At 71.4% G+C, this 19,249-nt stretch carries 16 protein-coding genes and 1 tRNA gene; 7 read left to right on the top strand and 10 right to left on the bottom strand.

Annotated elements, in window-relative coordinates; all coding sequences use genetic code 11:
• Genes KI385_RS36635 through KI385_RS36620 form a run of 4 tightly spaced genes read right to left on the bottom strand, consistent with a single transcriptional unit; the run spans position 1 to position 4,346 of the window.
• Positions 1–780: a CDP-alcohol phosphatidyltransferase family protein gene (locus KI385_RS36635; RefSeq protein WP_128509965.1), complete on the bottom strand. Its 780-nt coding sequence runs from the start codon at positions 778–780 to the stop codon at positions 1–3.
• On the bottom strand, positions 758–1,819 hold the full coding sequence (locus tag KI385_RS36630) for an iron-containing alcohol dehydrogenase family protein (protein WP_128509964.1): 1,062 nt from the start codon (positions 1,817–1,819) through the stop codon (positions 758–760). The genes KI385_RS36635 and KI385_RS36630 overlap by 23 nt, the downstream gene beginning before the upstream one ends.
• Positions 1,807–2,544, bottom strand: a complete 738-nt coding sequence (locus tag KI385_RS36625; RefSeq protein WP_238576330.1) for a phosphocholine cytidylyltransferase family protein — start codon at positions 2,542–2,544, stop codon at positions 1,807–1,809. Before KI385_RS36625 ends, KI385_RS36630 begins: the two co-directional genes overlap by 13 nt.
• The gene (locus KI385_RS36620) at positions 2,541–4,346 is read right to left on the bottom strand and encodes a DUF5941 domain-containing protein (RefSeq protein WP_238578005.1); all 1,806 of its coding nucleotides are present in this window, start codon (positions 4,344–4,346) and stop codon (positions 2,541–2,543) included. The genes KI385_RS36625 and KI385_RS36620 overlap by 4 nt, the downstream gene beginning before the upstream one ends.
• Positions 4,347–4,893: 547 nt before the next feature.
• Between KI385_RS36620 and idi the strand changes: the two genes are divergently transcribed.
• The gene (gene idi / locus KI385_RS36615; protein ID WP_238576329.1) at positions 4,894–5,505 is read left to right on the top strand and encodes an isopentenyl-diphosphate Delta-isomerase; all 612 of its coding nucleotides are present in this window, start codon (positions 4,894–4,896) and stop codon (positions 5,503–5,505) included.
• Here idi and KI385_RS36610 read toward each other — a convergent pair.
• The 4 genes from KI385_RS36610 to KI385_RS36595 all read right to left on the bottom strand — a co-directional run bounded on the left by KI385_RS36610 (position 5,480) and on the right by KI385_RS36595 (position 8,727).
• A complete protein-coding gene (locus KI385_RS36610; RefSeq protein WP_238576328.1) occupies positions 5,480–5,971 on the bottom strand; it encodes an ATP-binding protein in 492 nt (163 codons plus the stop codon). The genes idi and KI385_RS36610 overlap by 26 nt on opposite strands.
• A gap of 137 nt (positions 5,972–6,108) precedes the next feature.
• Entirely contained in the window at positions 6,109–6,765 is a 657-nt protein-coding gene (locus KI385_RS36605) for an HdeD family acid-resistance protein (protein WP_238576327.1), read from the bottom strand.
• Between the two features lie 161 nt (positions 6,766–6,926).
• Positions 6,927–7,000 (bottom strand) — tRNA-Met (locus KI385_RS36600).
• 83 nt (positions 7,001–7,083) lie between these two features.
• Complete coding sequence (locus KI385_RS36595) at positions 7,084–8,727, bottom strand: ABC-F family ATP-binding cassette domain-containing protein (RefSeq protein WP_238576326.1); 1,644 nt, start codon at positions 8,725–8,727, stop codon at positions 7,084–7,086.
• A 54-nt stretch (positions 8,728–8,781) separates the two neighbouring features.
• On the opposite strand from KI385_RS36595, the gene KI385_RS36590 reads away from it, so the two are divergent.
• Positions 8,782–9,552 (top strand): enoyl-CoA hydratase/isomerase family protein, encoded by a 771-nt coding sequence (locus tag KI385_RS36590; protein ID WP_238576325.1) that lies wholly within the window; start codon positions 8,782–8,784, stop codon positions 9,550–9,552.
• 33 nt (positions 9,553–9,585) lie between these two features.
• Here KI385_RS36590 and KI385_RS36585 read toward each other — a convergent pair whose 3' ends face one another.
• Complete coding sequence (locus KI385_RS36585; protein WP_238576324.1) at positions 9,586–10,230, bottom strand: DJ-1/PfpI family protein; 645 nt, start codon at positions 10,228–10,230, stop codon at positions 9,586–9,588.
• A gap of 64 nt (positions 10,231–10,294) precedes the next feature.
• On the bottom strand, positions 10,295–11,266 hold the full coding sequence (locus tag KI385_RS36580; RefSeq protein ID WP_238576323.1) for a GlxA family transcriptional regulator: 972 nt from the start codon (positions 11,264–11,266) through the stop codon (positions 10,295–10,297).
• Positions 11,267–11,411: 145 nt separating this feature from the next.
• Between KI385_RS36580 and KI385_RS36575 the strand changes: the two genes are divergently transcribed.
• The 5 genes from KI385_RS36575 (at position 11,412) to KI385_RS36555 (ending at position 18,961) form a co-directional block, all read left to right on the top strand.
• Positions 11,412–12,281: an SCO6745 family protein gene (locus tag KI385_RS36575; RefSeq protein ID WP_238576322.1), complete on the top strand. Its 870-nt coding sequence runs from the start codon at positions 11,412–11,414 to the stop codon at positions 12,279–12,281.
• A gap of 149 nt (positions 12,282–12,430) precedes the next feature.
• On the top strand, positions 12,431–14,899 hold the full coding sequence (locus KI385_RS36570) for a Tex family protein (protein WP_238576321.1): 2,469 nt from the start codon (positions 12,431–12,433) through the stop codon (positions 14,897–14,899).
• 113 nt (positions 14,900–15,012) lie between these two features.
• Positions 15,013–15,591 (top strand): hypothetical protein, encoded by a 579-nt coding sequence (locus KI385_RS36565; protein ID WP_238576320.1) that lies wholly within the window; start codon positions 15,013–15,015, stop codon positions 15,589–15,591.
• 95 nt (positions 15,592–15,686) lie between these two features.
• Positions 15,687–17,093, top strand: coding sequence for a DUF2201 family putative metallopeptidase (locus KI385_RS36560; RefSeq protein WP_238576319.1), 1,407 nt, complete (start codon positions 15,687–15,689; stop codon positions 17,091–17,093).
• Positions 17,090–18,961: an AAA family ATPase gene (locus KI385_RS36555; protein WP_238576318.1), complete on the top strand. Its 1,872-nt coding sequence runs from the start codon at positions 17,090–17,092 to the stop codon at positions 18,959–18,961. Before KI385_RS36560 ends, KI385_RS36555 begins: the two co-directional genes overlap by 4 nt.
• The last annotated feature ends 288 nt before the right edge of the window (positions 18,962–19,249 follow it).

The following is a 19,249-nucleotide window of genomic DNA, read 5'->3' as shown; positions in this document are numbered from 1 at the left end:
TCACTTGAGCCTGCTCGAGGCCAGGATGGACACGAGGTGGAGCAGCGTCTGGACGATCGCGATGCCGGCGAGCACGGCGACGCCGAGACGTGAGAAGAACAGGTCGCCCCTGATCGTGTCCAGGACCGCCAGGACCAGGATCAGCAGGGACGCCTCGATCCCGAGGACGAGCCGGTGGAACTTCAGCGCCGCGGCGGCCTTGCGGGCCAGCGCCATTCCGGACGACCGCGGCTCGGACGCCGCCTCCTTGACCGGCGGCAGCCCGCCCTGGTGACGGGCGACGCCGACGAGGTCGGTCTCGGCCTTGATCAGGATGGCGCCGAGGGCGGCGAGGGTGCCGAGGAAGGCCCACAGCCAGTCGATCCGCCCGGAGCCCCACAGGTCGGCGGCGCGCAGGCCGAAGCCGACCAGGACCGCGGCGTCGCACAGGTAGGCGCCGACCCGGTCCAGGTACACCCCGCCGAGCGAGAACTGCTTCTTCCAGCGGGCGATCTCGCCGTCGACACAGTCGAGCAGCAGGTACAGCTGGACCATCAGCACGCCGAGCACGGCGCCCGTGATCCCCGGCACCAGCAGGGCCGGGGCGGCGAGGACGCCGAAGACGGTCATCAGGTAGGTCAGCTGGTTGGGCGTGACCCGCGTGTTCACCAGGTGCCGGTCGATGCGCAAGGAGATCTCGCGCATGTAGAGGCGACCGGCCCAGTGCTCACCGCTGCGCCGGTCCTTGACACCCTCGGGGTGCACGACCGGGCGGAGTTCAGCTACTGACGGCTTGTGCATAGTCGGCGTAAGCGTCCCTGATCTGGTCGGTGGACAGGTCCAGGTGCTCCAGGATCGTGTAGCGCCCGGGTCGGGTCTTGGGTGCGTACTCGACGGCCTGGACGAACTCCTCGTCGGTGAAACCGATCTCACCCGGCGTGACCGGCAGGCCGTGCCGGCGCAGCACCTCGACCATCAGGTCGCGGGTCTCCTTGTCCCCGCGCAGATGCGTGGCGAACGCGGCACCCAGGCCGCACTGCTCGCCATGGCTCGCCGCCCGCTTGGGGAAGAGGAGGTCGAAGGCGTGATTGATCTCGTGGCAGGCGCCGGAGGCCGGCCGGCTGTCGCCCGCGACCGACATCGAGATGCCGGTGAGGACCAGGCCCTCGGCCAGCACCTGGAGGAAGTTGTCGTCGCCGACGCCACCGGGGTGGCGCAGCACGGCCTCGCCGGCCTGGCGCGCCATGGCGGCCGCCAGCCCGTCGATGTTCTCCCCGGTCTCTCGGTGCGAGAGCTCCCAGTCCGCGACCGCGGAGATGTTGGAGATCGCGTCGCCGATGCCGGAGCGGACGAACCGGACCGGGGCCTCACGGATGATGTCGAGGTCGATCACCACGGCGATCGGGTTCGGCACACCGTAGGAGCCACGGCCGGCGTCGTTGTCGAGGGTGGCGACCGGCGAGCACAGTCCGTCGTGCGACAGGTTCGTCGCGACGGCGACCAGCGGCAGACCGATCCGCGCCGCGGCGAACTTGGCGCAGTCGATGATCTTGCCGCCGCCGAGGCCCACGACCGCGTCGTAGTGCCCCTTCTTCATGGCGTCGGCGAGCTTGATCGCGTCGTCCAGGGTGCCGCCGCCGACCTCGTACCACTCGGCGCCGGGCAGCGCGGGCGAGAGCCGCTCGCGCAGCCGCGCCCCCGAGCCGCCGCTGATCGCGATGGCGAGCTTGCCGGACGCGGAGATGCGCTGATCGGCCAGCAGGCCCGCCAGGTCGTCCAGGGCGCCGGCGTTGATGTCGACGACGACCGGGGACGGAATGAGGCGGGTCAGTACTGGCATGCGATGTCACGGCCCTTCGCGAGGTCGTCGTGGTTGTCGATCTCGACCCACTTGACGTCGCCGATCGGGGCCACGTCCACCTTGAAGCCGCGGTTGACGAGCTCCTGGTAGCCGTCCTCGTAGTAGAGGTCGGGGTCCCGCTCGAAGGTGGTCTTGAGCGCGTCGGCGAGCTCCTCGGCGGCGGAGCCCTCGATGAGGGTGACGCCGATGTACTCGCCGGTGGCCTCGGCCGGGTCCATCAGCTTGGTGATGCGCTGAACGCCCTTCTCGGGGTCCACGATGACCTTCATCTCCTCGTCGGCCAGCTGCTTGACCGTGTCGAGGGCGAGGATGATCTTCTGGCCGTTGCCGCGGGCGGCGAGCAGGGTCTTCTCGACGGAGACCGGGTGCACGGTGTCGCCGTTGGCGAGGATCACATCGTGCTTGATGGAGTCACGGCCGCACCACAGAGAGTAGGCGTTGTTCCACTCCTCGGCCTTGTCGTTGTCGATGAGGGTGAGCTTGAGGCCGTACTTCTGCTCCAGGGCCTCCTTGCGCTCGTAGACGGCTTCCTTGCGGTAGCCGACGATGATCGCGACCTCGGTCAGGCCGATCTCGGCGAAGTTGCCGAGGGTCAGGTCGAGGATGGTGGTGTCCCCGTCGACCGGCACCAGGGCCTTGGGCAGGGTGTCGGTGTAGGGGCGCAGACGCCGTCCGGCGCCGGCAGCCAGCACGAGGCCGATCATGCGGGTTCTCCTTCATCGTGTACGGCGGGTGCTTGGGAGGACACCCAGAAACGGATGCTCTCGATGAGCACCAGCAGCGCCAGGACCACAGCAAGGGCCGTCAGCGCGATTGTGAAACCTGAGGGGGACAGCGCGGCGGCGAGGACGGTGATCACGAGGATCCGTCCCTCATGTCCGCCGGTCGCCCGGACCAGCCACCGGGGCGGGGCTCCGGTGCCACCGCGGATGCGGTAGACCGTGTCGTAGTGATGGTAGGCGACGGCCGCGACCAGCCCGAACGCCGCGGGCAGCGCACCGGGCGCATCCGACCGGGCCGCCAGGACCAGGATCGTGGTGTATTCGCCGGCCCGGAAGAAGGGCGGTACGAGCCAGTCGAGGGCGCCCTTGAGCGGCCGTGCCACGGCCGCGCCGGCCAGCAGCGCCGAGCAGACGGCGACACCGACGGTCAGCCAGGACGTGGGGTCGTCCTCGGAGATCACCCAGACCAGCAGCACCGCGGCCGAGAGAAACGCCATAACGGGGGCGAGGAACGAACCGGTGCGGCCGCGGCCGCGCGCGCTGCCGGCGATCAGCTCGGCGAGCGGGCCGGAGTCGGCGAGGTCTGCCAGCGCCCGGGCGGCGCGGTCGGTGCGCCGGGCCCGGCGGGTCAGCGAGCGCAGCACCCGGCCGGCCGTGGTGTAGCAGGCGGCCAACGCACAGCCGATGAGCAGGGCGTAGAAGACGATGCGCGGAGTGGTGAGCGCGGTGAGCACCGCGATCATGGCCCAGCGTTCGCCGATGGGCAGCACGATCATGCGGCGCACCCAGACCGTCCAGCCGACGCTGTCGAGCTTGTCGGAGAGCGCCGCGGTCGGGCTGGTGTTGGCTGCCGCGTCGTGATTCGCCTCGTTGAAGGAGAAGTCGACGACATGGCGGCAGGTCTGCAGCACCATCGCGCCGAGCGCCAGCGCCCAGACGTCATCGCCGCCACGGGCCGCGCCCAGGGCGAGTCCCGCGTAGTACGCGTACTCCTTGGCCCGGTCGAAGGTGGCGTCCAGCCAGGCGCCCATCGTCGAGTACTGCAGCGAGTAGCGGGCGAGCTGCCCGTCGGTGCAGTCCAGGACGAAGGAGAAGAGCAGCAGGACGCCGGCGGCGACGAAGCCGCCGCGGGTTCCGGTGGCCGCGCAGCCGGCCGCGATCAGCGCGGTCAGCAGGGACGCGGTGGTGACCTGGTTGGGGGTGAGCCCGCGGCGCGCGCACCAGCGGGCGAGGTAGCGGGAGTACGGGCTGATGCAGAAGGTCGTGAAGAACCCGTCCCGGGACTTCACGGCGGTGCGCAGCCGTACGGCCTCGTCGTCGACGGCCGCCACGGCCTCCCGGGCGTCCTCGCGCTGAGCGGGGGTGAGCGCCACGGTGGCGACCAGACTGCCCAGCTCGACGCGGTGCAGGCCGATGCCGTCGCGGTCCAGGGACTCGGTGAGAGTGTCGGTGAGGACGTCCGTCAGGTGGGCGGTGCCGGCGCCGACCGGGATCCTGCCGACCGCGCGGGCCAGCGCGGCGCGGGCCTCGGGCTGCGCGGTGAGCGCGCCCGGCACGGCCGCGGCCGGGAAGCGGGGGTCGGTCAGTGCCAGCCGCAGGGCGTGCTGATGGCCGACGAAGCGGGGGTCGACGACGGCGACCCGCTCCTGTGCGGGCACCGCGGCGATCAGCTCGGCGGCGGACGCGGGATCGTTCGCCGTACGAACGTCAAAGCCCAGCGTGCGCAGGTCGGCTTCGAGCGGCGACCCGGCGACCGGCGGACCGGTGAGGATGGCGGTCGACAGACGAACTCACTCCTTGGATGCTGACAAGGCAGCGCCGGTCGGTCCGCATTCGATACGGACTACCCGGGCAGTGGGCGTGGCACACCTCGCCCCCGGAGGGCTGGGTGGCACGTCGGCAGAGGCTATCGGATCGCCGGATGCGGCCGTTCACCGCGCATTCACCGCACGATCGAGTGACCGTCGGCTGCGCCTGCCGCGATCATCATGGTGGATCGGGTGGCGCATGAACAACTGGCCTGCGGCCCGGACCTCCGATCCGGTGCCGGTTATGAGAGGGCTGGTCACAGGGCGGGCGGCTTGTGCCAGGGCGGGTGTGGCGAGAGCCATCCCAGGTCCGGGGGTGATCGCCGCTGCGCGCCACCGCCGGCGGACCGCGCGGCACCGGCCGCCTCGGCGACGGCGGGCCGGCAGGCGGATGTGGACCATCTCACGGCCGGCGCACTCGGTGGCCGGCACGCGGCCGGTGTTGCGCCGCGCACCCGGTCTGCCGGTGATGCGGACCTGGCTAGGGCAGACTTGGCGTCGAAGACCGACGACAAGGATGGGCATGCCGATCACACCTGCCAACGGACAGACCGCCGGGGACGCGGCGGTGAGCACACCGGGCGACGCCGCCGAACCGATCATGCTCGAGCTGGTCGACGAGGACGGTACGACGATCGGCACCGCGGAGAAGCTCACTGCGCACCAGCCCCCCGGCCGGCTGCACCGGGCGTTTTCGGTCTTTCTCTTCGACGAAAAGGGCCGGCTGCTGCTCCAGCGCCGGGCCCTGGGGAAGTACCACTCCCCCGGTGTCTGGTCCAACACCTGCTGCGGCCACCCGTATCCCGGCGAGGCGCCGTTCGTGGCCGCGGCCCGCCGGACCGCGGAGGAGCTGGGCCTGGCGCCGACGCTGATGGCCGAGGCGGGCACGGTGCGCTACAACCATCCCGACCCGGCCTCCGGCCTCGTGGAGCAGGAGTACAACCACCTGTTCGTCGGGCTGGTGCGGGCAGAGCCGGCGCCCGACCCGGAGGAGGTCGGCGAGATCGCCTTCGTGACGCCGGAGGAGCTGGCCGAGCGGCATGCCGAGGCGCCGTTCTCCGCGTGGTTCATGACCGTGCTGGACGCGGCCCGGCCGGCGGTGCGCGAGCTCACAGGACACTCGGCGGGCTGGTAGCGAGCGGGGTGAGCGGAAGCTCGGCCCAGATGGCCTTGCCACCGTTCACCATGTGCTCGACGTCGCACTTGCCACCCACCTCGGCGGTGAGTGATTTGACCAGCCACAGGCCACGGCCGCCGACATCGCCCTCCTCCGCCTCCAATGCCTTGGGGCGGTAGGGGTGGTTGTCCTCGACGGCGACGCGTAGCCAGTTCGGCCCGATGGTGACCTGTACGGCGATCTGGGGCGAGAGCAGGGCTGCGTGCTGGACGGCGTTGGTGACGAGTTCGGAGACGATGAGCAGCAGGCCGTCCATGATGTCGGCGGCGACGGGCACACGCTGTTCGTCGAGCAGATCCCGGACCGCGTGGCGTGCCTGCGGCACCGAGGCCTCCAGTGCCGGGGCGGTGAACCGCCAGACACCTTCGTACGCGAGCGGGGAGGTCAGCTCTTCGGGGGGTTCAGCGGGGGGTCCTGAAGGCATCCTCACAGGAAGAGTGTTGAGAATGTGTTGGTCCGGACCGGCCCGCTGAACACAAGTCAGCGCCTATCGACGCCTTATGACCGATTCCGAGTGATTCGATCGGCCCGGCGACCAGTCCTGCTCCTTTTGGTCCTCGTTCAAGGACCGCCCGGAGTGGCCGCCGTACGATCCGAGCCATCGGGACCGCCCGGCGGGGAATCGGATCCGGCCATCCTGCCCTCTTCGACCATGCCGACGATCCGTCGGCCGCCGATCCCCATCGCGAACAGGCCGAGCCCGTCGAAGAGCAGCGCCAGCGAGAAGAAGCAGCCGATGACGTACAGGCTGCTGTGCGGCCAGTCGGCGAGCACCAGGACGCCCAGCAGGATGCCGAAGGCGCCCTGCACCAGCGTCCAGCCGAACTGCGGCCCCCGCACCACCACCCCGCCCACCAGGCGGAAGACACCGCCGGCCAGGAAGAGCAGGGCGGCGAACATGGTCAGCGCGGCGGCCGAGACCTCCGGCCGGCAGATCACCACCACGCCCGCCGCGATGTTCAGCGCCGCGACGATCACCGCGAGCCAGAAGAAGTTCGAGCCACGGGACTGGACGGCGTGCAGCAGCCCGACCACGCCGCCGACCAGCAGCAGCCAGCCGAAGAGCAGCATCGTGGTGAGCGTCGCCACACCGACGTAGACCAGGCCGAGCAGCCCGGCGACGACCAGGACGACGCCGAGCACCGCGAGCCGGCCGAAACTGCGGCCCAGCTGCTCGGCCGGCCGGTCGCGCTCAGGGGATCTGGACCTGCCGAACATCGCCGCCTCCTCGTCCCGGTCTTTCGTCCCGATCTTTACGTCCCGGTATACCCGGTATCAGAGGAAACGGCAGGTCAGAGTGGGCCGGCGGCCGCGCGGCGCCGGGCATACAGAACAGCAGGCCCGGTGCCTGAGCACCGGACCTGCTGTTCTGTATTCAGTAGCGGGGACAGGATTTGAACCTGCGACCTCTGGGTTATGAGCCCAGCGAGCTACCGAGCTGCTCCACCCCGCGTCGGTTGTCCCAACAGTACGGGTCGCCGGCCCCAGGACCAAATCGATAATCAGCACGGACGCCCGGAGGCGCCGCGCACGGGTTCACACCGCCCGGTCCGCGATCCGTCCGCCGTCGACCTCGATGCGGCGTGTGGTGTGCACCGCGTCCAGCATCCGGCGGTCGTGCGTGACCAGCAGCAGGGTGCCCGGGTACGACGCGAGCGCGGACTCCAGCTGTTCGATGGCCGGCAGGTCCAGATGGTTGGTCGGCTCGTCCAGGACGAGGAGGTTGACCCCGCTGCCCTGGAGGAGGGCCAGCGCGGCACGGGTCCGCTCCCCCGGCGAGAGCGTGTGCGCCGGGCGCAGCACATGCGCCGCCTTCAGGCCGAACTTCGCGAGCAGGGTGCGGACTTCGGCGGGCGGCAGATCCGGGACGGAGGCCCGGAAGGCGTCCATCAGCGGCTCGTCACCCACGAACAGTCCGCGCGCCTGGTCGACCTCGCCGACGACCACACCGGGGCCGAGCGAGGCCTGTCCGGCGTCCAGCGGGAGCCGGCCGAGGAGGGCGGCGAGCAGGGTGGACTTGCCGGAGCCGTTGGGGCCGGTGATGGCGACCCGGTCCGCCCAGTCGATCTGCAGGTCCACCGGGCCGAAGGAGAAGTCGCCGCGGCGGACCCCGGCGCCGCGGAGGGTGGCCACGACGGCGCCGGCCCGCGGCGCGGCGGCGATCTCCATCCGCAGCTCCCACTCCTTGCGCGGCTCCTCGACGACATCGAGCCGCTCGATCAGGCGCTGGGTCTGCTTGGCCTTGGCGGCCTGCTTCTCGGTGGCCTCCACCCGGCCCTTGCGGCCGATCTTGTCGTTGTCGGGGGCCTTGCGGCGGGCGTTCTTGACGCCCTTCTCCATCCAGTTGCGCTGGGTGTGCGCGCGGGTCTCCAGGGCGGCCTTGGTGTCGGCGTACTCGTCGTACTGCTCACGCGCATGGCGCCGGGCCCGCTCGCGCTCCTCCAGGTAGGAGGTGTAGCCGCCGCCGTAGGTGTTGACCTGCTGCTGGGCGAGGTCGAGTTCGACGACGCGGTTGACCGTACGGGTCAGGAACTCTCGGTCGTGGCTGACCAGGACGGTGGCGGCGCGCAGCCCGGTGACGAAGGATTCCAGCCGTTCGAGGCCGTCCAGGTCGAGGTCGTTGGTCGGCTCGTCGAGCAGAAAGATGTCGTAACGGGAGAGCAGGAGCGAGGCGAGCGAGGCGCGGGCGGCCTGGCCGCCGGACAGCGTCGTCATCGGCTGGTCGAGGCCGACCGAGAGGCCGAGCTGGGCGGCGGTCTCCTCGGCACGCTCGTCCAGGTCGGCGGCGCCCAGCGCGAGCCAGCGCTCCAGGGCCGTGGCGTAGGCGTCGTCCGCGCCGGGACGCTCCTCGACCAGCGCCTGGGTGGCGGCGTCCAGGGCGAGCTGGGCATCGGCCACGCCCGTACGGCGGGCGAGGAAGGCCCGCACGGTCTCCCCGGGGCGGCGGTCGGGCTCCTGTGGGAGGTGGCCGACGGTGGCGGTGGGCGGGCTGAGCGCGAGCTTGCCGTCCTCGGGGGTGTCCAGGCCGGCCAGCAGGCGCAGCAGCGTGGACTTGCCCGCTCCGTTGGCGCCGACGAGGCCGATCACATCGCCGGGGGCGACGACCAGATCGAGACCGGAGAACAGGACGCGCTCGCCGTGGCCGGCGGCGAGGTCTTTGGCGACGAGAGTTGCTGACATCAGACCGCCGATCGTATCCGGCCCGGTCCGCGGCGGTCGCTCTAATATCCGGGCATGGAACCGGGTCTGAAGACGCATGTCAGCGACGGCACAGCCACCGTCACCATCAGCAATACCGGCAAGCGGAATGCGATGACCGTGCAGATGTGGCGGGATCTGCCGCCACTGCTGGAGCGGCTGGCGGGTGATCGTTCCGTACGGTCGCTGGTGCTGACCGGCGAGGGCGGGACATTCTGCGCGGGTGCGGACATCGGGTCGCTGCGGGATGCGGCGGGTGAGTCGCAGGGCCTGGCGGTGGCGGCCGAGGAGGCGCTGGCGGCGTTTCCCGGGCCGACGCTGGCGGCGATACGCGGTTACTGCGTGGGCGGCGGCGCCCAGCTGGCGGCCGCCTGCGATCTGCGGTTCGCGGAGGAGGGGGCGCTGTTCGGTGTGACGCCGGCCAAGCTGGCGGTCGCCTATCCGGCGTCCGCCACCCGGCGGCTGGTCCGGCTGGTCGGGCTCTCCGCCGCCAAGTACCTGTTGTTCTCCGGGGAGTTGATCGACTGTGCGCGGGCGCTGCGCACGGGGCTGGTGGACGAGGTGCTGCCCGAGGGCGAGCTGGGTAAGCGGGTGGCGGAGTTCTCGACCGTACTGGCGAGCCGGTCGCTGCTGACGCAGACCGCGGCCAAGGAGCTGGCCAACGGGACGTGGGACGTACCACCGGCCGAGGCCGAGGAGCGGGGCGCCTACTGGGCCGCGCAGGCGCGCGCCAGCGGCGACACCGCGGAGGGTGCCGCCGCCTTTCTGGAGCGCAGGGCGCCGCGCTTCACCTGGCCTACGGACTGACACCGGGGCAGGCCGTGCGCGCGGAGCCGCCCGCTACTCCTCCCCCGCCAGCAGGAACCGGCTGCGCTCCCGCAGCATCGCGGTGATCTCGGCCGGCGCCTTGTCCGGGGCGCCCGCGTCGTAGGGCGGCTGCGGGTCGTATTCGATGCCGAGCTGGATCGTCTGGGCCACGGAGTCCCCGGCGATCCGGCCCGCCAGCGTCAGCCCCATGTCGATGCCGGACGAGACGCCGGCCGCCGTGACGTACTTGCCGTCGAAGACCACCCGCTCCCCGGTCGGCTCGGCGCCGAGCGCCGGCAGCTGGTCCAGCGCCAGCCAGTGCGAGGTCGCCCGGCGCCCCTTGAGCAGGCCCGCGGCGCCCAGGATCAGCGAGCCGGTGCACACCGAGGTGGTCCAGGTGGTGACGGCGTCCACGGCGCGGATCCACTCGTGCAGCGGGCCGTCCGCCATCTGCGCGAGCTGTCCCGGGCCACCGGGTACGACGAGGATGTCCGGCGCGGTGACCTCGCTCAGCGTGGCGTCGGCGACCAGCCCGAGCGAGCCGAGGTCATTGCGGTGCATGCCGGCGCGCTCGGCGACGAACACCGTCTCCGCCTCCGGCAGCCGGCCGAGGGTTTCGTAGGGGCCGACGGCGTCCAGGGTGGTGAAGCGGTCGTAGAGAAGGATCGCGATCTGCATGGCGGTTCCTGTCGGTAGAGGTGGCGGGCGTAGAGGTGATGGGCGGTCGTTCCGGCAAAGGTGTTCAGGCCGGCCGCGGGCTCGGTCCGGCCGGCTGGAATCGGCGGCGGTATTCGGCCGGGGAGGCACCCAGGACCCGTACGAAGGCGCGTCGCATCGCCTCGGGGGTGCCGTAGCCGCAGCGGCGCGACACCTGCTCGATACCGTCGACGGTGTCTTCCAGGCACCGCCGGGCGGCCTCCAGCCGTACCCGGTCGACATAACGCCCCGGCGTCATACCGACCTCGTCGCGGAAAGCCCGGGCGAAGTGCCTCGGCGAGAGCCCGGCGCGGTCCGCGAGGGCGTCGACGGACAGATCCGACGCCGGGTGTTCGGTGATCCACTGCTGGACGTCGCGCAGCGGCCGCCGCTCCGCCGTCTGGGCCGCGAGCTGGGCGCTGAACTGGGTCTGATTGCCCGGCCGCCGCAGAAAGACCACCAGATGCCGGGCGACGGTCAGTGCGAGATCCCGGCCGAGGTCCTCCTCCACGAGGGCCAGCGCGAGATCGATACCGGCCGTCACACCCGCGGAGGTGGCCAGATCGCCGTCCCGTACGTAGATCGGCTCGGGTTCGACCTGCACCGCGGGGAACCGCTCGGCGAGGGTGTCGCACAGCATCCAGTGGGTCGTGGCACGGCGGCCGTCCAGCAGTCCGGCCTCGGCCAGCAGCAGCGCCCCGCTGCACACGGAGACCTTCCGACGGGCGCGGTGGGCGTTGCCGCGCAGCCAGTCGATCAGCCGGGGGTCGGGGGTGCGGGTGCCCTGGCCGCCGGGCACCAGCAGGGTGTGCGGCGTCCCGGCGTCGGCGAGCGTGCCGTCGGGGACGAGGGTCAGGCCGCTGGTGGTGCGGACCGGGGTGCCGTCCAGGCCGGCGGTACGGATCCGGTAGGCACCCGGGGCTCCCTGGGCCGCACCGTGGAAGACATCGACCGGTCCGGTGATGTCGAGCGCCTGGACACCGTCGAAGAGGACGATCAGCACGTCGCGCTGTTCCATGCCGTCCATCCTGGTCAGCGGGGGCGATGGCGGCAATGACGGATTTCCCACCTTTCCTGCCATCGCAAGGGCCCGGCGGCGTGATCCGGCCAGGGTCCGGTGCCCTGGGACCACCTCCATACCGACGGGTCGGTACCCTGCTTGCATGACCTCTTCCAGCGCACTGCCCGAGCAGGCCGGCCGCGCCTGTCACAACGTCATCAACCCCTTCCACTCCACGCACTACTTCGCGCCGGAGCTCCCCGCCGAGATGGCCAAGGAAGGCATCGACAACCGCAGCGCCGCCTACTTCGCCTGCCGGAGCGCGGCCATGGGTGCGGTGGGACCCGGCACCATCACCGCCACCTTCTACAACTTCAAGCACGAACTCGTCGCCCGGCACGTCCCGCACGTCTGGTCGGTCACCACGCCGCAGAACGTGCTGGCCGTCCGGCTGCGCGCCGCGGACGCCACGCTGCGCCGGCTGCTCGGTGACGAGGCCGTCGAGTCCCCGGAGATGGCGGAGGCGGCGAAGCTGGCGCTGCGCGCCGCCGAGGGCTGCACGCCCCAGGCCCGGCCGCTGTACGCCGCACACGCCGATCTGCCGGTGCCCGACGCCCCTCACCTGGCCTACTGGCACGCCGCGACGCTGCTGCGCGAACACCGCGGCGACGGCCACCTGATAGCGCTGCTGGACGCCGAACTGGACGGGCTGGAGGCGCTGGTCACGCACAACGCCAGCGGCCGCGGGATGAGCTACAAGGGTGTCATGGCGACCCGTGGCTGGTCGGAGGAGGACTGGGCGGCCGCACAGGAACGGCTGCGAAGCCGTGGGCTCCTGGATGCCGAGGGCGAGTTGACCGAGGCCGGTGTCCAGCTGCGCAAGGACCTGGAGCGCACGACGGACCGCCTGGACCGGGCGCCGTACGAGCACCTGGGCGCGGAGGGCGTGGCCCGGCTCACCGAGCTGGCGGCCGGCTTCACCACCGCCGTGATGAACGCCGGCGCGTTCCCCCCGGTGATGTTCGGCAAGTAGGGCTCTCCCAGGGGCGGAGCCTTTGCGGGCCGGGGTGTGCGTGCGCCTTCTCACACCCCGGCGCGCGCGGCTGGGCGGCGCGACAGCCCGGCATGCCACCCGGCACAATGCAGGCTCAGGCAAGCGCTGGAAGGCAGGGCAGGATCAACGTGACGGCATCCACTGAGCCCATCGGGACCCTCGGGTCCATCGAAGCGAGGATCGCCGGGGAGCTCGGCGTCAGGGAGCGGCAGGTGAAGGCCGCGGTCGAACTGCTCGACGGTGGCTCGACCGTGCCGTTCATCGCGCGCTACCGCAAGGAAGCCACCGAGATGCTCGACGATGCGCAGCTGCGCTCGCTCGAAGAGCGGCTGCGCTATCTGCGGGAGCTGGAGGAGCGACGGACCGCGATCCTGGAGTCCGTACGCTCCCAGGGCAAGCTGGACGCCCCCCTGGAGGCGCAGATCCGCGGCGCCGACTCCAAGGCCCGGCTGGAGGACATCTACCTCCCGTTCAAGCCCAAGCGGCGCACCAAGGCGCAGATCGCGCGCGAGGCGGGCCTGGAGCCGCTGGCCGACGGGCTGCTGAGCGACCCTTCGGTGGAGCCGGCGGCGGCCGCCGCGGCGTTCGTGGACGCCGACAAGGGGGTGGCCGATCCGGCCGCCGCCCTGGAGGGCGCGCGGGCGATCCTGACCGAGCGGATCGGCGAGGACGCGGATCTGATCGGTGAGCTGCGCGAGCGGATGTGGTCGCGCGGACGGGTCGCGGCGAAGGTCCGCGCGGGCAAGGAGGAGGCCGGCGCGAAGTTCGCCGACTACTTCGACTTCGCCGAGCCGTTCACCGAACTGCCCTCGCACCGGGTGCTGGCGATGTTCCGCGGGGAGAAGGAGGAGATCCTCGATCTCGCCCTGGAGCCGGAGGACCCCTCGGCGGCGACCGAGGGCCCCAGCGCCTACGAGCAGTCCATCGCGCACCGTTTCGGCATCGCCGACAGGGGCCGCCCGGCCGACAAGTGGCTCAAGGACACGGTCCGTTGGGCCTGGCGCACCCGCGTCCAGGTGCACCTCGGGATCGATCTGCGGCTGCGGCTGCGGCAGGCCGCCGAGGACGAGGCGGTACGGGTCTTCGCGTCGAATCTGCGCGATCTGCTGCTGGCGGCGCCCGCCGGCACGCGCGCCACGATGGGCCTGGACCCCGGTTTCCGTACGGGTGTGAAGGTCGCGGTGGTGGACGCGACCGGCAAGGTGGCCGCCACGGAGACCATCTACCCCCATGTCCCGCAGCAGAAGTGGGACGCCTCGCTGGCCACGTTGGCGCGGCTGGCACGGGAGCACGATGTCGAGCTGATCGCGATCGGCAACGGCACCGCCTCGCGCGAGACCGACAAGCTGGCGGCCGATCTGATCGCCGCCCAGCCGGAGCTGAAGCTCACGAAGGTGATGGTGTCCGAGGCGGGCGCCTCGGTGTACTCCGCCTCCGCGTTCGCCTCGCAGGAGCTGCCCGAACTCGATGTGTCGCTGCGTGGCGCGGTGTCCATCGCCCGTCGGCTGCAGGACCCGCTGGCCGAGCTGGTCAAGATCGACCCGAAGTCGATCGGCGTCGGGCAGTACCAGCACGATCTGTCCGAGGTGAAGCTGTCGCGCTCGCTGGACGCGGTGGTCGAGGACTGTGTGAACGGCGTCGGTGTGGATGTCAACACCGCGTCGGCGCCGCTGCTTTCGCGGGTGTCGGGCATCGGCTCCGGCCTCGCGGAGAACATCGTCGCGCACCGGGACAACAACGGTCCCTTCCGCTCCCGCAAGGCGCTCAAGGATGTGGCACGGCTCGGCCCGAAGGCGTACGAACAGTGCGCGGGCTTCCTGCGGATCCGGGGTGGCGACGACCCGCTGGACGCCTCCAGCGTGCACCCGGAGGCGTACCCGGTGGTGCGCCGGATGGTGAAGACGGCGGGTACCGAGGTCGGTTCGCTGATCGGCAATACGGCGGTGCTGCGCGCCCTTCAGGCCGCGGACTTCGTCGATGACTCCTTCGGTCTGCCGACCGTCACCGACATCCTCCAGGAGCTGGAGAAGCCGGGCCGCGACCCGCGTCCGGTCTTCAAGACCGCGACCTTCAAGGAGGGCGTGGAGAAGATCGGCGATCTGCAGCCGGGGATGCTCCTGGAGGGCGTGGTGACCAATGTCGCCGCCTTCGGGGCGTTCGTGGACGTGGGCGTCCATCAGGACGGTCTGGTCCATGTCTCGGCGATGTCGAAGAACTTCGTCAAGGACCCCCGGGATGTGGTGAAGCCGGGCGACATCGTGCGGGTCAAGGTGCTCGATGTCGACATTCCGCGTAAGCGGATCTCGCTGACGCTGCGGCTGGACGACGAGCACGGCAAGGGCGCGGCGACGGGCGGCGGTGAGCGCCGTGGCGGTGCGGGCGGCGGTGAGCGCCGTGGCGGTGCGGGCGGCGGTGCCGGTGGCGGCCGTGGGCCGCGTGAGGGCGGCCGGGGCGGTGCGCCGCGGCAGCGGCAGGGCGGCGGCGGGCAGCGCGGCGGGGAACGCCGAGGCGGCCGCGATGCCGCGCCGGCCAACGACGCGATGGCGGACGCCCTGCGGCGGGCCGGACTCCTGGGCAAGGAGCGGGGCGGCCGCTGATGCACGACGGCGACCGGCGGCAGCGGGACGGGTTTCGCTGCTGCTGGAGCTGATCGACGCGGCGCAGGCCGAGCGGGTACGCGCCCGGCTCGGCCTGCCCGCGCCTCCGGGGCGTGCCGTTCGGCCCCGGCGCTCCCGGTCCGGTGGCCGTCCATGAGCGGATCGCCGGCGACGCCGAACCGGACATCCGCGTGGCGCACGGCGGCGATGCGGTCGTCGACGCGCTGCGGCGGGCCCGCACGATGCGGCAGGGGCGTACCGCGGCGGTGGCGGTGACCCGCGACGACTGGGACCTCGTCGCCGTCGCGGATCTTGAGGAGCCGCTGCCGGGCTACGCCCGCCGGAATCTCGCGATCCGCATCGACTGCCCGCGGGAGCTGCGCGAACAGTTCGGCTCCCACCCGAAGTTCAGCCACCGCCTGACGCGCGCGGGCATTCTCGACGGTCCCCGGGAACTGGTCGCCGACGTCCGTACGGCCCGGCGGGTGCTGTCCGTCCTTGCCGTCGGCCGGCGGGCGTTCCCGCACCGGCCGGCGGAGGCGCTGGAGCTCCTCCGGCCGCTCGTGCAGGGCGAGTCGGGCGGCGATCCGGAGGCCTGGGCGGTGTGCGCGCAGCTGCTGCCGACCTTCGACGGCACGCTGCCGGAGCTGGTGACGGCGTCGGGCGCGGTGGCGACGGGCGTGGCCGGGTAGTGCGACACCCGCCCGGGTCGCGGCCGGCCCGCCGCGAAGATCCGTTGTCAGTGCCTCCTGATACGAATGGAGGCAGCTGAGAACGGGGGTGGGGCATGGCGTACGGGACGAGGGCGGCGGGGCACCGGCCGGTGGTCGATCCGGCCGACCGGCGGGCCCTGGAGCGCTGGCGGCCGGCGGAGCCGGCGGTGGTGGCCGAGGCGCGGCGGCTGAAGGAGGCCGCGCTGCTGGATTTCGGGCTGACGGACTCCGTCGTCGCGTCATGGATCTACGCCAAGTGCCCGCACCAGATCCCGACGACGGCCGTGGAGAGCGCTGCCGTGGTGGCCGGCGGGGACGGCAGCTGTCCCCTGCTCTACAACCCGGAGTTCTTCGTCCGACTGGGCCTGGAGGGCGTGAAGTTCGTCCTCTTCCACGAGGCCCGGCATCTGGTGCACCGCCATCTGTTCGCCGATCCGGAGCTGCGCGCGGACCCGGTCTTCACCCTCGCCGCCGAGGTCTCCATCAACCACGTCGCGCTGGTGCGGCTCGGCCGCACGGAGCTGCCGCGGATCGACGGCAGGCCCACGGGCGTGGACCCGCGCGAGATCCACGAGGACTATGTCGCGGATCTGACGGCCCAGGGCCTCGACCCCCTCGGCTACGACGACTTCGTCGAGACGGACATGACCGTGTTCACCGAGCTCCGGCGGATGAGCCGGCCGCCCGTACCCGCCGTGCCCTGTGTGCACCTCACCGACCCGGGGACGGCCGGCGGCGACCAGGAGACCATCGACGAGGTGGTGTCCTCCTCGCTCCTCAACTCCCTGCTCGCCGCGCGGCGCGGACATCCGGGCGCGGAGGGGGAGTTGCTCGACCTGATGGACCGTACGGACGGCACCTCGGAGCATGCCAGCCGGGTCTGGGGGCGGCTGGGCGCGGGGGTGCTGCGCGGTGAGACCCCGCGGACACGGAAGGTCGACTGGTGGCAGCGCTGGCTCGTCGATGTCCTCGCCTCGAAACTGCGGGAGGGCGAGCGGCTGGTCTATCCGAAGAAGCGCGGTGCGCTGCTGGCCGCGCTGGGCCACGATCCGATGCTGTCGCGGCGCGGCCCTGTGCGGGACAAGGTCCTGGTGATCGCGTACGACACCTCGGGGTCGATGCCCGACGGGGTGGTCAGCTGGCTGACGGAGCTGGTGGGCGCGATCGACGGGGTGGTGGCCCACTGGCTGTCGTTCGATGCCGTGGTGATGCCGTTCCGGCCCGGTGAGCCGGTGCACGGCGGCGGGGGCACCAGCTTCCAGGCGGTGGCCGATTACGTCGAGGGGCGCACGGCCGTCGACGGCAATCACTTCGAGGAGATACCGGACGCCGTGGTGATGCTCACCGACGGCTACGCCCCGCACATCACCCCCGCCGAGCCGGACAAGTGGATCTGGCTGATCACGGCCGGCGGGGACGACTGGCCCGACCACCACACCCCGCCGATGGCCTGCCACCGTGTGACGACAGGAGACCGATGAGCACGACCACGCCGACCGTACCGACTCCGGCGATCCGCCCCGCGGGCTGGCGGCCGACCGCCACCTACCCCGAGCCCCCCGAGGGCTGGACGGGCGTGTCCCGGCTGGAGTCGTTCATCGACGCGATGATCGATATGGGCCAGACCGGCCAGATATTCGGCGAGCACGGCATCGGCAAGACGGCCACCTTCTTCTCGCATCTGCCCAAGGCGTATCCCGATGCCGAGCTGGTCTTCGTGCCGGCCGCCAATCTCACCCCGGACGATCTGCTCGCCAACGCCCCGGTGCGCGACGCCAGGACGGGCGAACTGGTGCTGCGGCAGCTGGTGATGAGCCAGCTGCGGCCCGGTAAGCCGTTCGTGCTGCTGATCGACGATTCGCTGCAGGCCGGTGCGACGATCCAGTCGCAGCTGATGCAGATCGCCTGCAACTGGACGCTGGGCGAGTACGACCTGCGGGAGCTGGGCTGTATCGGCGTGTTCCTGACGGACAACGAATCGCTGGCGGAGACGGCGGCCCGGCGCAGCGATCTGGCCGTCCTGGACCGCATGGTGACGATCCGGATCACCGCCAATGACACGTCCTGGCGGCACCAGCTCGCGGCGAAGTACCGCGACTGGAATCTGCGCGAGGTCTTCACCGTCTGGGCCGCCCTCGGCCCGGCACTGCGCGAGCTGCTCTCGCCGCGCACCATCGACCACATCCTGGCCAATGCCCGCGAGGGCTTCCCGCTGCGCTGGGGGCTGCCGCTGGTCAACGGCGAACGGCTGCGGCTGGTCGAGCGGCGGGCCGACGGCAAGCCCGGCAAGGACCGTACGACCGAGGTGCTGGACCGGATCGCGGCGGCGGTGGGCGCCGCGAATCCCGCCGCGATCCCCGACCCGGTGCGGGCGGTGGTGCGGGCGGCGCTGCGCAACCGCTGGTCGGTGCTGCTGCAGGGGCCGCCGGGGTGCGGCAAGACGGAGCTGGTGCGCGAGACCGTCCGGGAGGGGCTCGGCGGGCGCGAACCGCTCTACTTCTCGATGCCGGTGACCAATGTCGAAGACCTCTGCGCGCCGATCCCGACCGCCGACGGCTCGCTGGACAATCTCCTGGCCGGGGCGTTCCTGGGCCCGGAGCCCAAGGCGATCGTCTGGGACGAGTACAACCGCCCCAAGGACAAGGCGGCGTTCGCCAAGCTGATGGAGATCACCCAAGAGTGGTCGCTGGCGGGGCGCCGGATCGAGAATCTGCGGGCCCAGATCGCGGTGCAGAATCCGCCGTACCACCTCGGCCGCAAGCTCCTGGTCGCCCGGAACAACATCGCACAGGCGACCCGCTTCACCGCCTCGCTGACGGTCGAGCCGGGCGACATCCCCGCCAATGAGTGGCTGATCGCGAAGTACGGTGCCGTCGCCGAGACGGTGCTGGAGTGGTGGAAGCACGACATCGACGAGGACGGCCGGGCCTGGATCACCAAGCGCACCATCGAGCGTCTGATCAAACTCCATCAGCGCGGGCTGCCGCTGGAGATGGGCACGGTCTATCTCGGCGACGGCGAGTACGCCCCGGTGCCGCTGACCGCCCTCATCGACCGGCTCAATGACCGCCCGGTGACCGGCCTTCGTGAGCTGGCCGAGGAGATCGACGTCTGGGAGGCGCGTCTACGGAAGGCGGCGAGCGAGTCGAGCGAGGGGTCGAACGACAGCGATCTGGTCCATCAGGTTCTGGCCAACGCGGAGTTGTCGCAGCTGAAGAAGCATCGCACCGAGGTGGCCCGGCTGGTCGCCCTGCTCCCGCCGAAGCTGCGTTCCACGTACCTGGTGGGCGCATCGAGCGATGTCCAGCGGTTCTGGATCGAGGTCTTCGCGCTGATACCCCGGCGGTGACAGCGCGCCGGGGTACACGTAATCGCATGGACGGGGTGCGTTCGGCACCGTTAATCTGCGCCCATGTCCAGCCCCGAGGCGTCAAGACGCTAGCCACCGGTCGTCCGGTGGCTCCTCGCGTCGTCGAGCCGTCGCATCGCGATGTCGCGCGTTGCGCCAGCGCGCCGTTGTGCCCTGGCGCCGGCTGCGTTCCGCTGCCACCGGACCGCCGTAGTGCGGGCTGTTTCCCGACCTGAGATCCGAGTTCCGAGTTCCGAGATCTGACATCCGAGATCAGGAATCCGAGAT

Origin of the sequence: Streptomyces inhibens, from assembly GCF_022221585.1 — a bacterium.
Classification (GTDB): domain Bacteria; phylum Actinomycetota; class Actinomycetes; order Streptomycetales; family Streptomycetaceae; genus Streptomyces; species Streptomyces inhibens.
The sequence above is the reverse complement of the archived record's forward strand: the minus strand, read 5'-3'. Positions and strand labels throughout refer to the sequence as shown.

Excerpts from the sequence above, each read along its gene's own strand:
- KI385_RS36630 (WP_128509964.1), bottom strand. The coding sequence starts at position 1,819 with ATGCCAGTACTGACCCGCCTCATTCCGTCCCCGGTCGTCGTCGACATC.
- KI385_RS36595 (WP_238576326.1), bottom strand. The coding sequence starts at position 8,727 with ATGTCAGCAACTCTCGTCGCCAAAGACCTCGCCGCCGGCCACGGCGAG.
- KI385_RS36560 (WP_238576319.1), top strand. The coding sequence starts at position 15,687 with ATGGCGTACGGGACGAGGGCGGCGGGGCACCGGCCGGTGGTCGATCCG.
- KI385_RS36605 (WP_238576327.1), bottom strand. The coding sequence starts at position 6,765 with ATGTTCGGCAGGTCCAGATCCCCTGAGCGCGACCGGCCGGCCGAGCAG.
- KI385_RS36580 (WP_238576323.1), bottom strand. The coding sequence starts at position 11,266 with ATGGAACAGCGCGACGTGCTGATCGTCCTCTTCGACGGTGTCCAGGCG.
- KI385_RS36625 (WP_238576330.1), bottom strand. The coding sequence starts at position 2,544 with ATGATCGGCCTCGTGCTGGCTGCCGGCGCCGGACGGCGTCTGCGCCCC.
- KI385_RS36555 (WP_238576318.1), top strand. The coding sequence starts at position 17,090 with ATGAGCACGACCACGCCGACCGTACCGACTCCGGCGATCCGCCCCGCG.
- KI385_RS36610 (WP_238576328.1), bottom strand. The coding sequence starts at position 5,971 with ATGCCTTCAGGACCCCCCGCTGAACCCCCCGAAGAGCTGACCTCCCCG.
- KI385_RS36585 (WP_238576324.1), bottom strand. The coding sequence starts at position 10,230 with ATGCAGATCGCGATCCTTCTCTACGACCGCTTCACCACCCTGGACGCC.
- KI385_RS36590 (WP_238576325.1), top strand. The coding sequence starts at position 8,782 with ATGGAACCGGGTCTGAAGACGCATGTCAGCGACGGCACAGCCACCGTC.
- KI385_RS36635 (WP_128509965.1), bottom strand. The coding sequence starts at position 780 with ATGCACAAGCCGTCAGTAGCTGAACTCCGCCCGGTCGTGCACCCCGAG.
- KI385_RS36575 (WP_238576322.1), top strand. The coding sequence starts at position 11,412 with ATGACCTCTTCCAGCGCACTGCCCGAGCAGGCCGGCCGCGCCTGTCAC.
- idi (WP_238576329.1), top strand. The coding sequence starts at position 4,894 with ATGCCGATCACACCTGCCAACGGACAGACCGCCGGGGACGCGGCGGTG.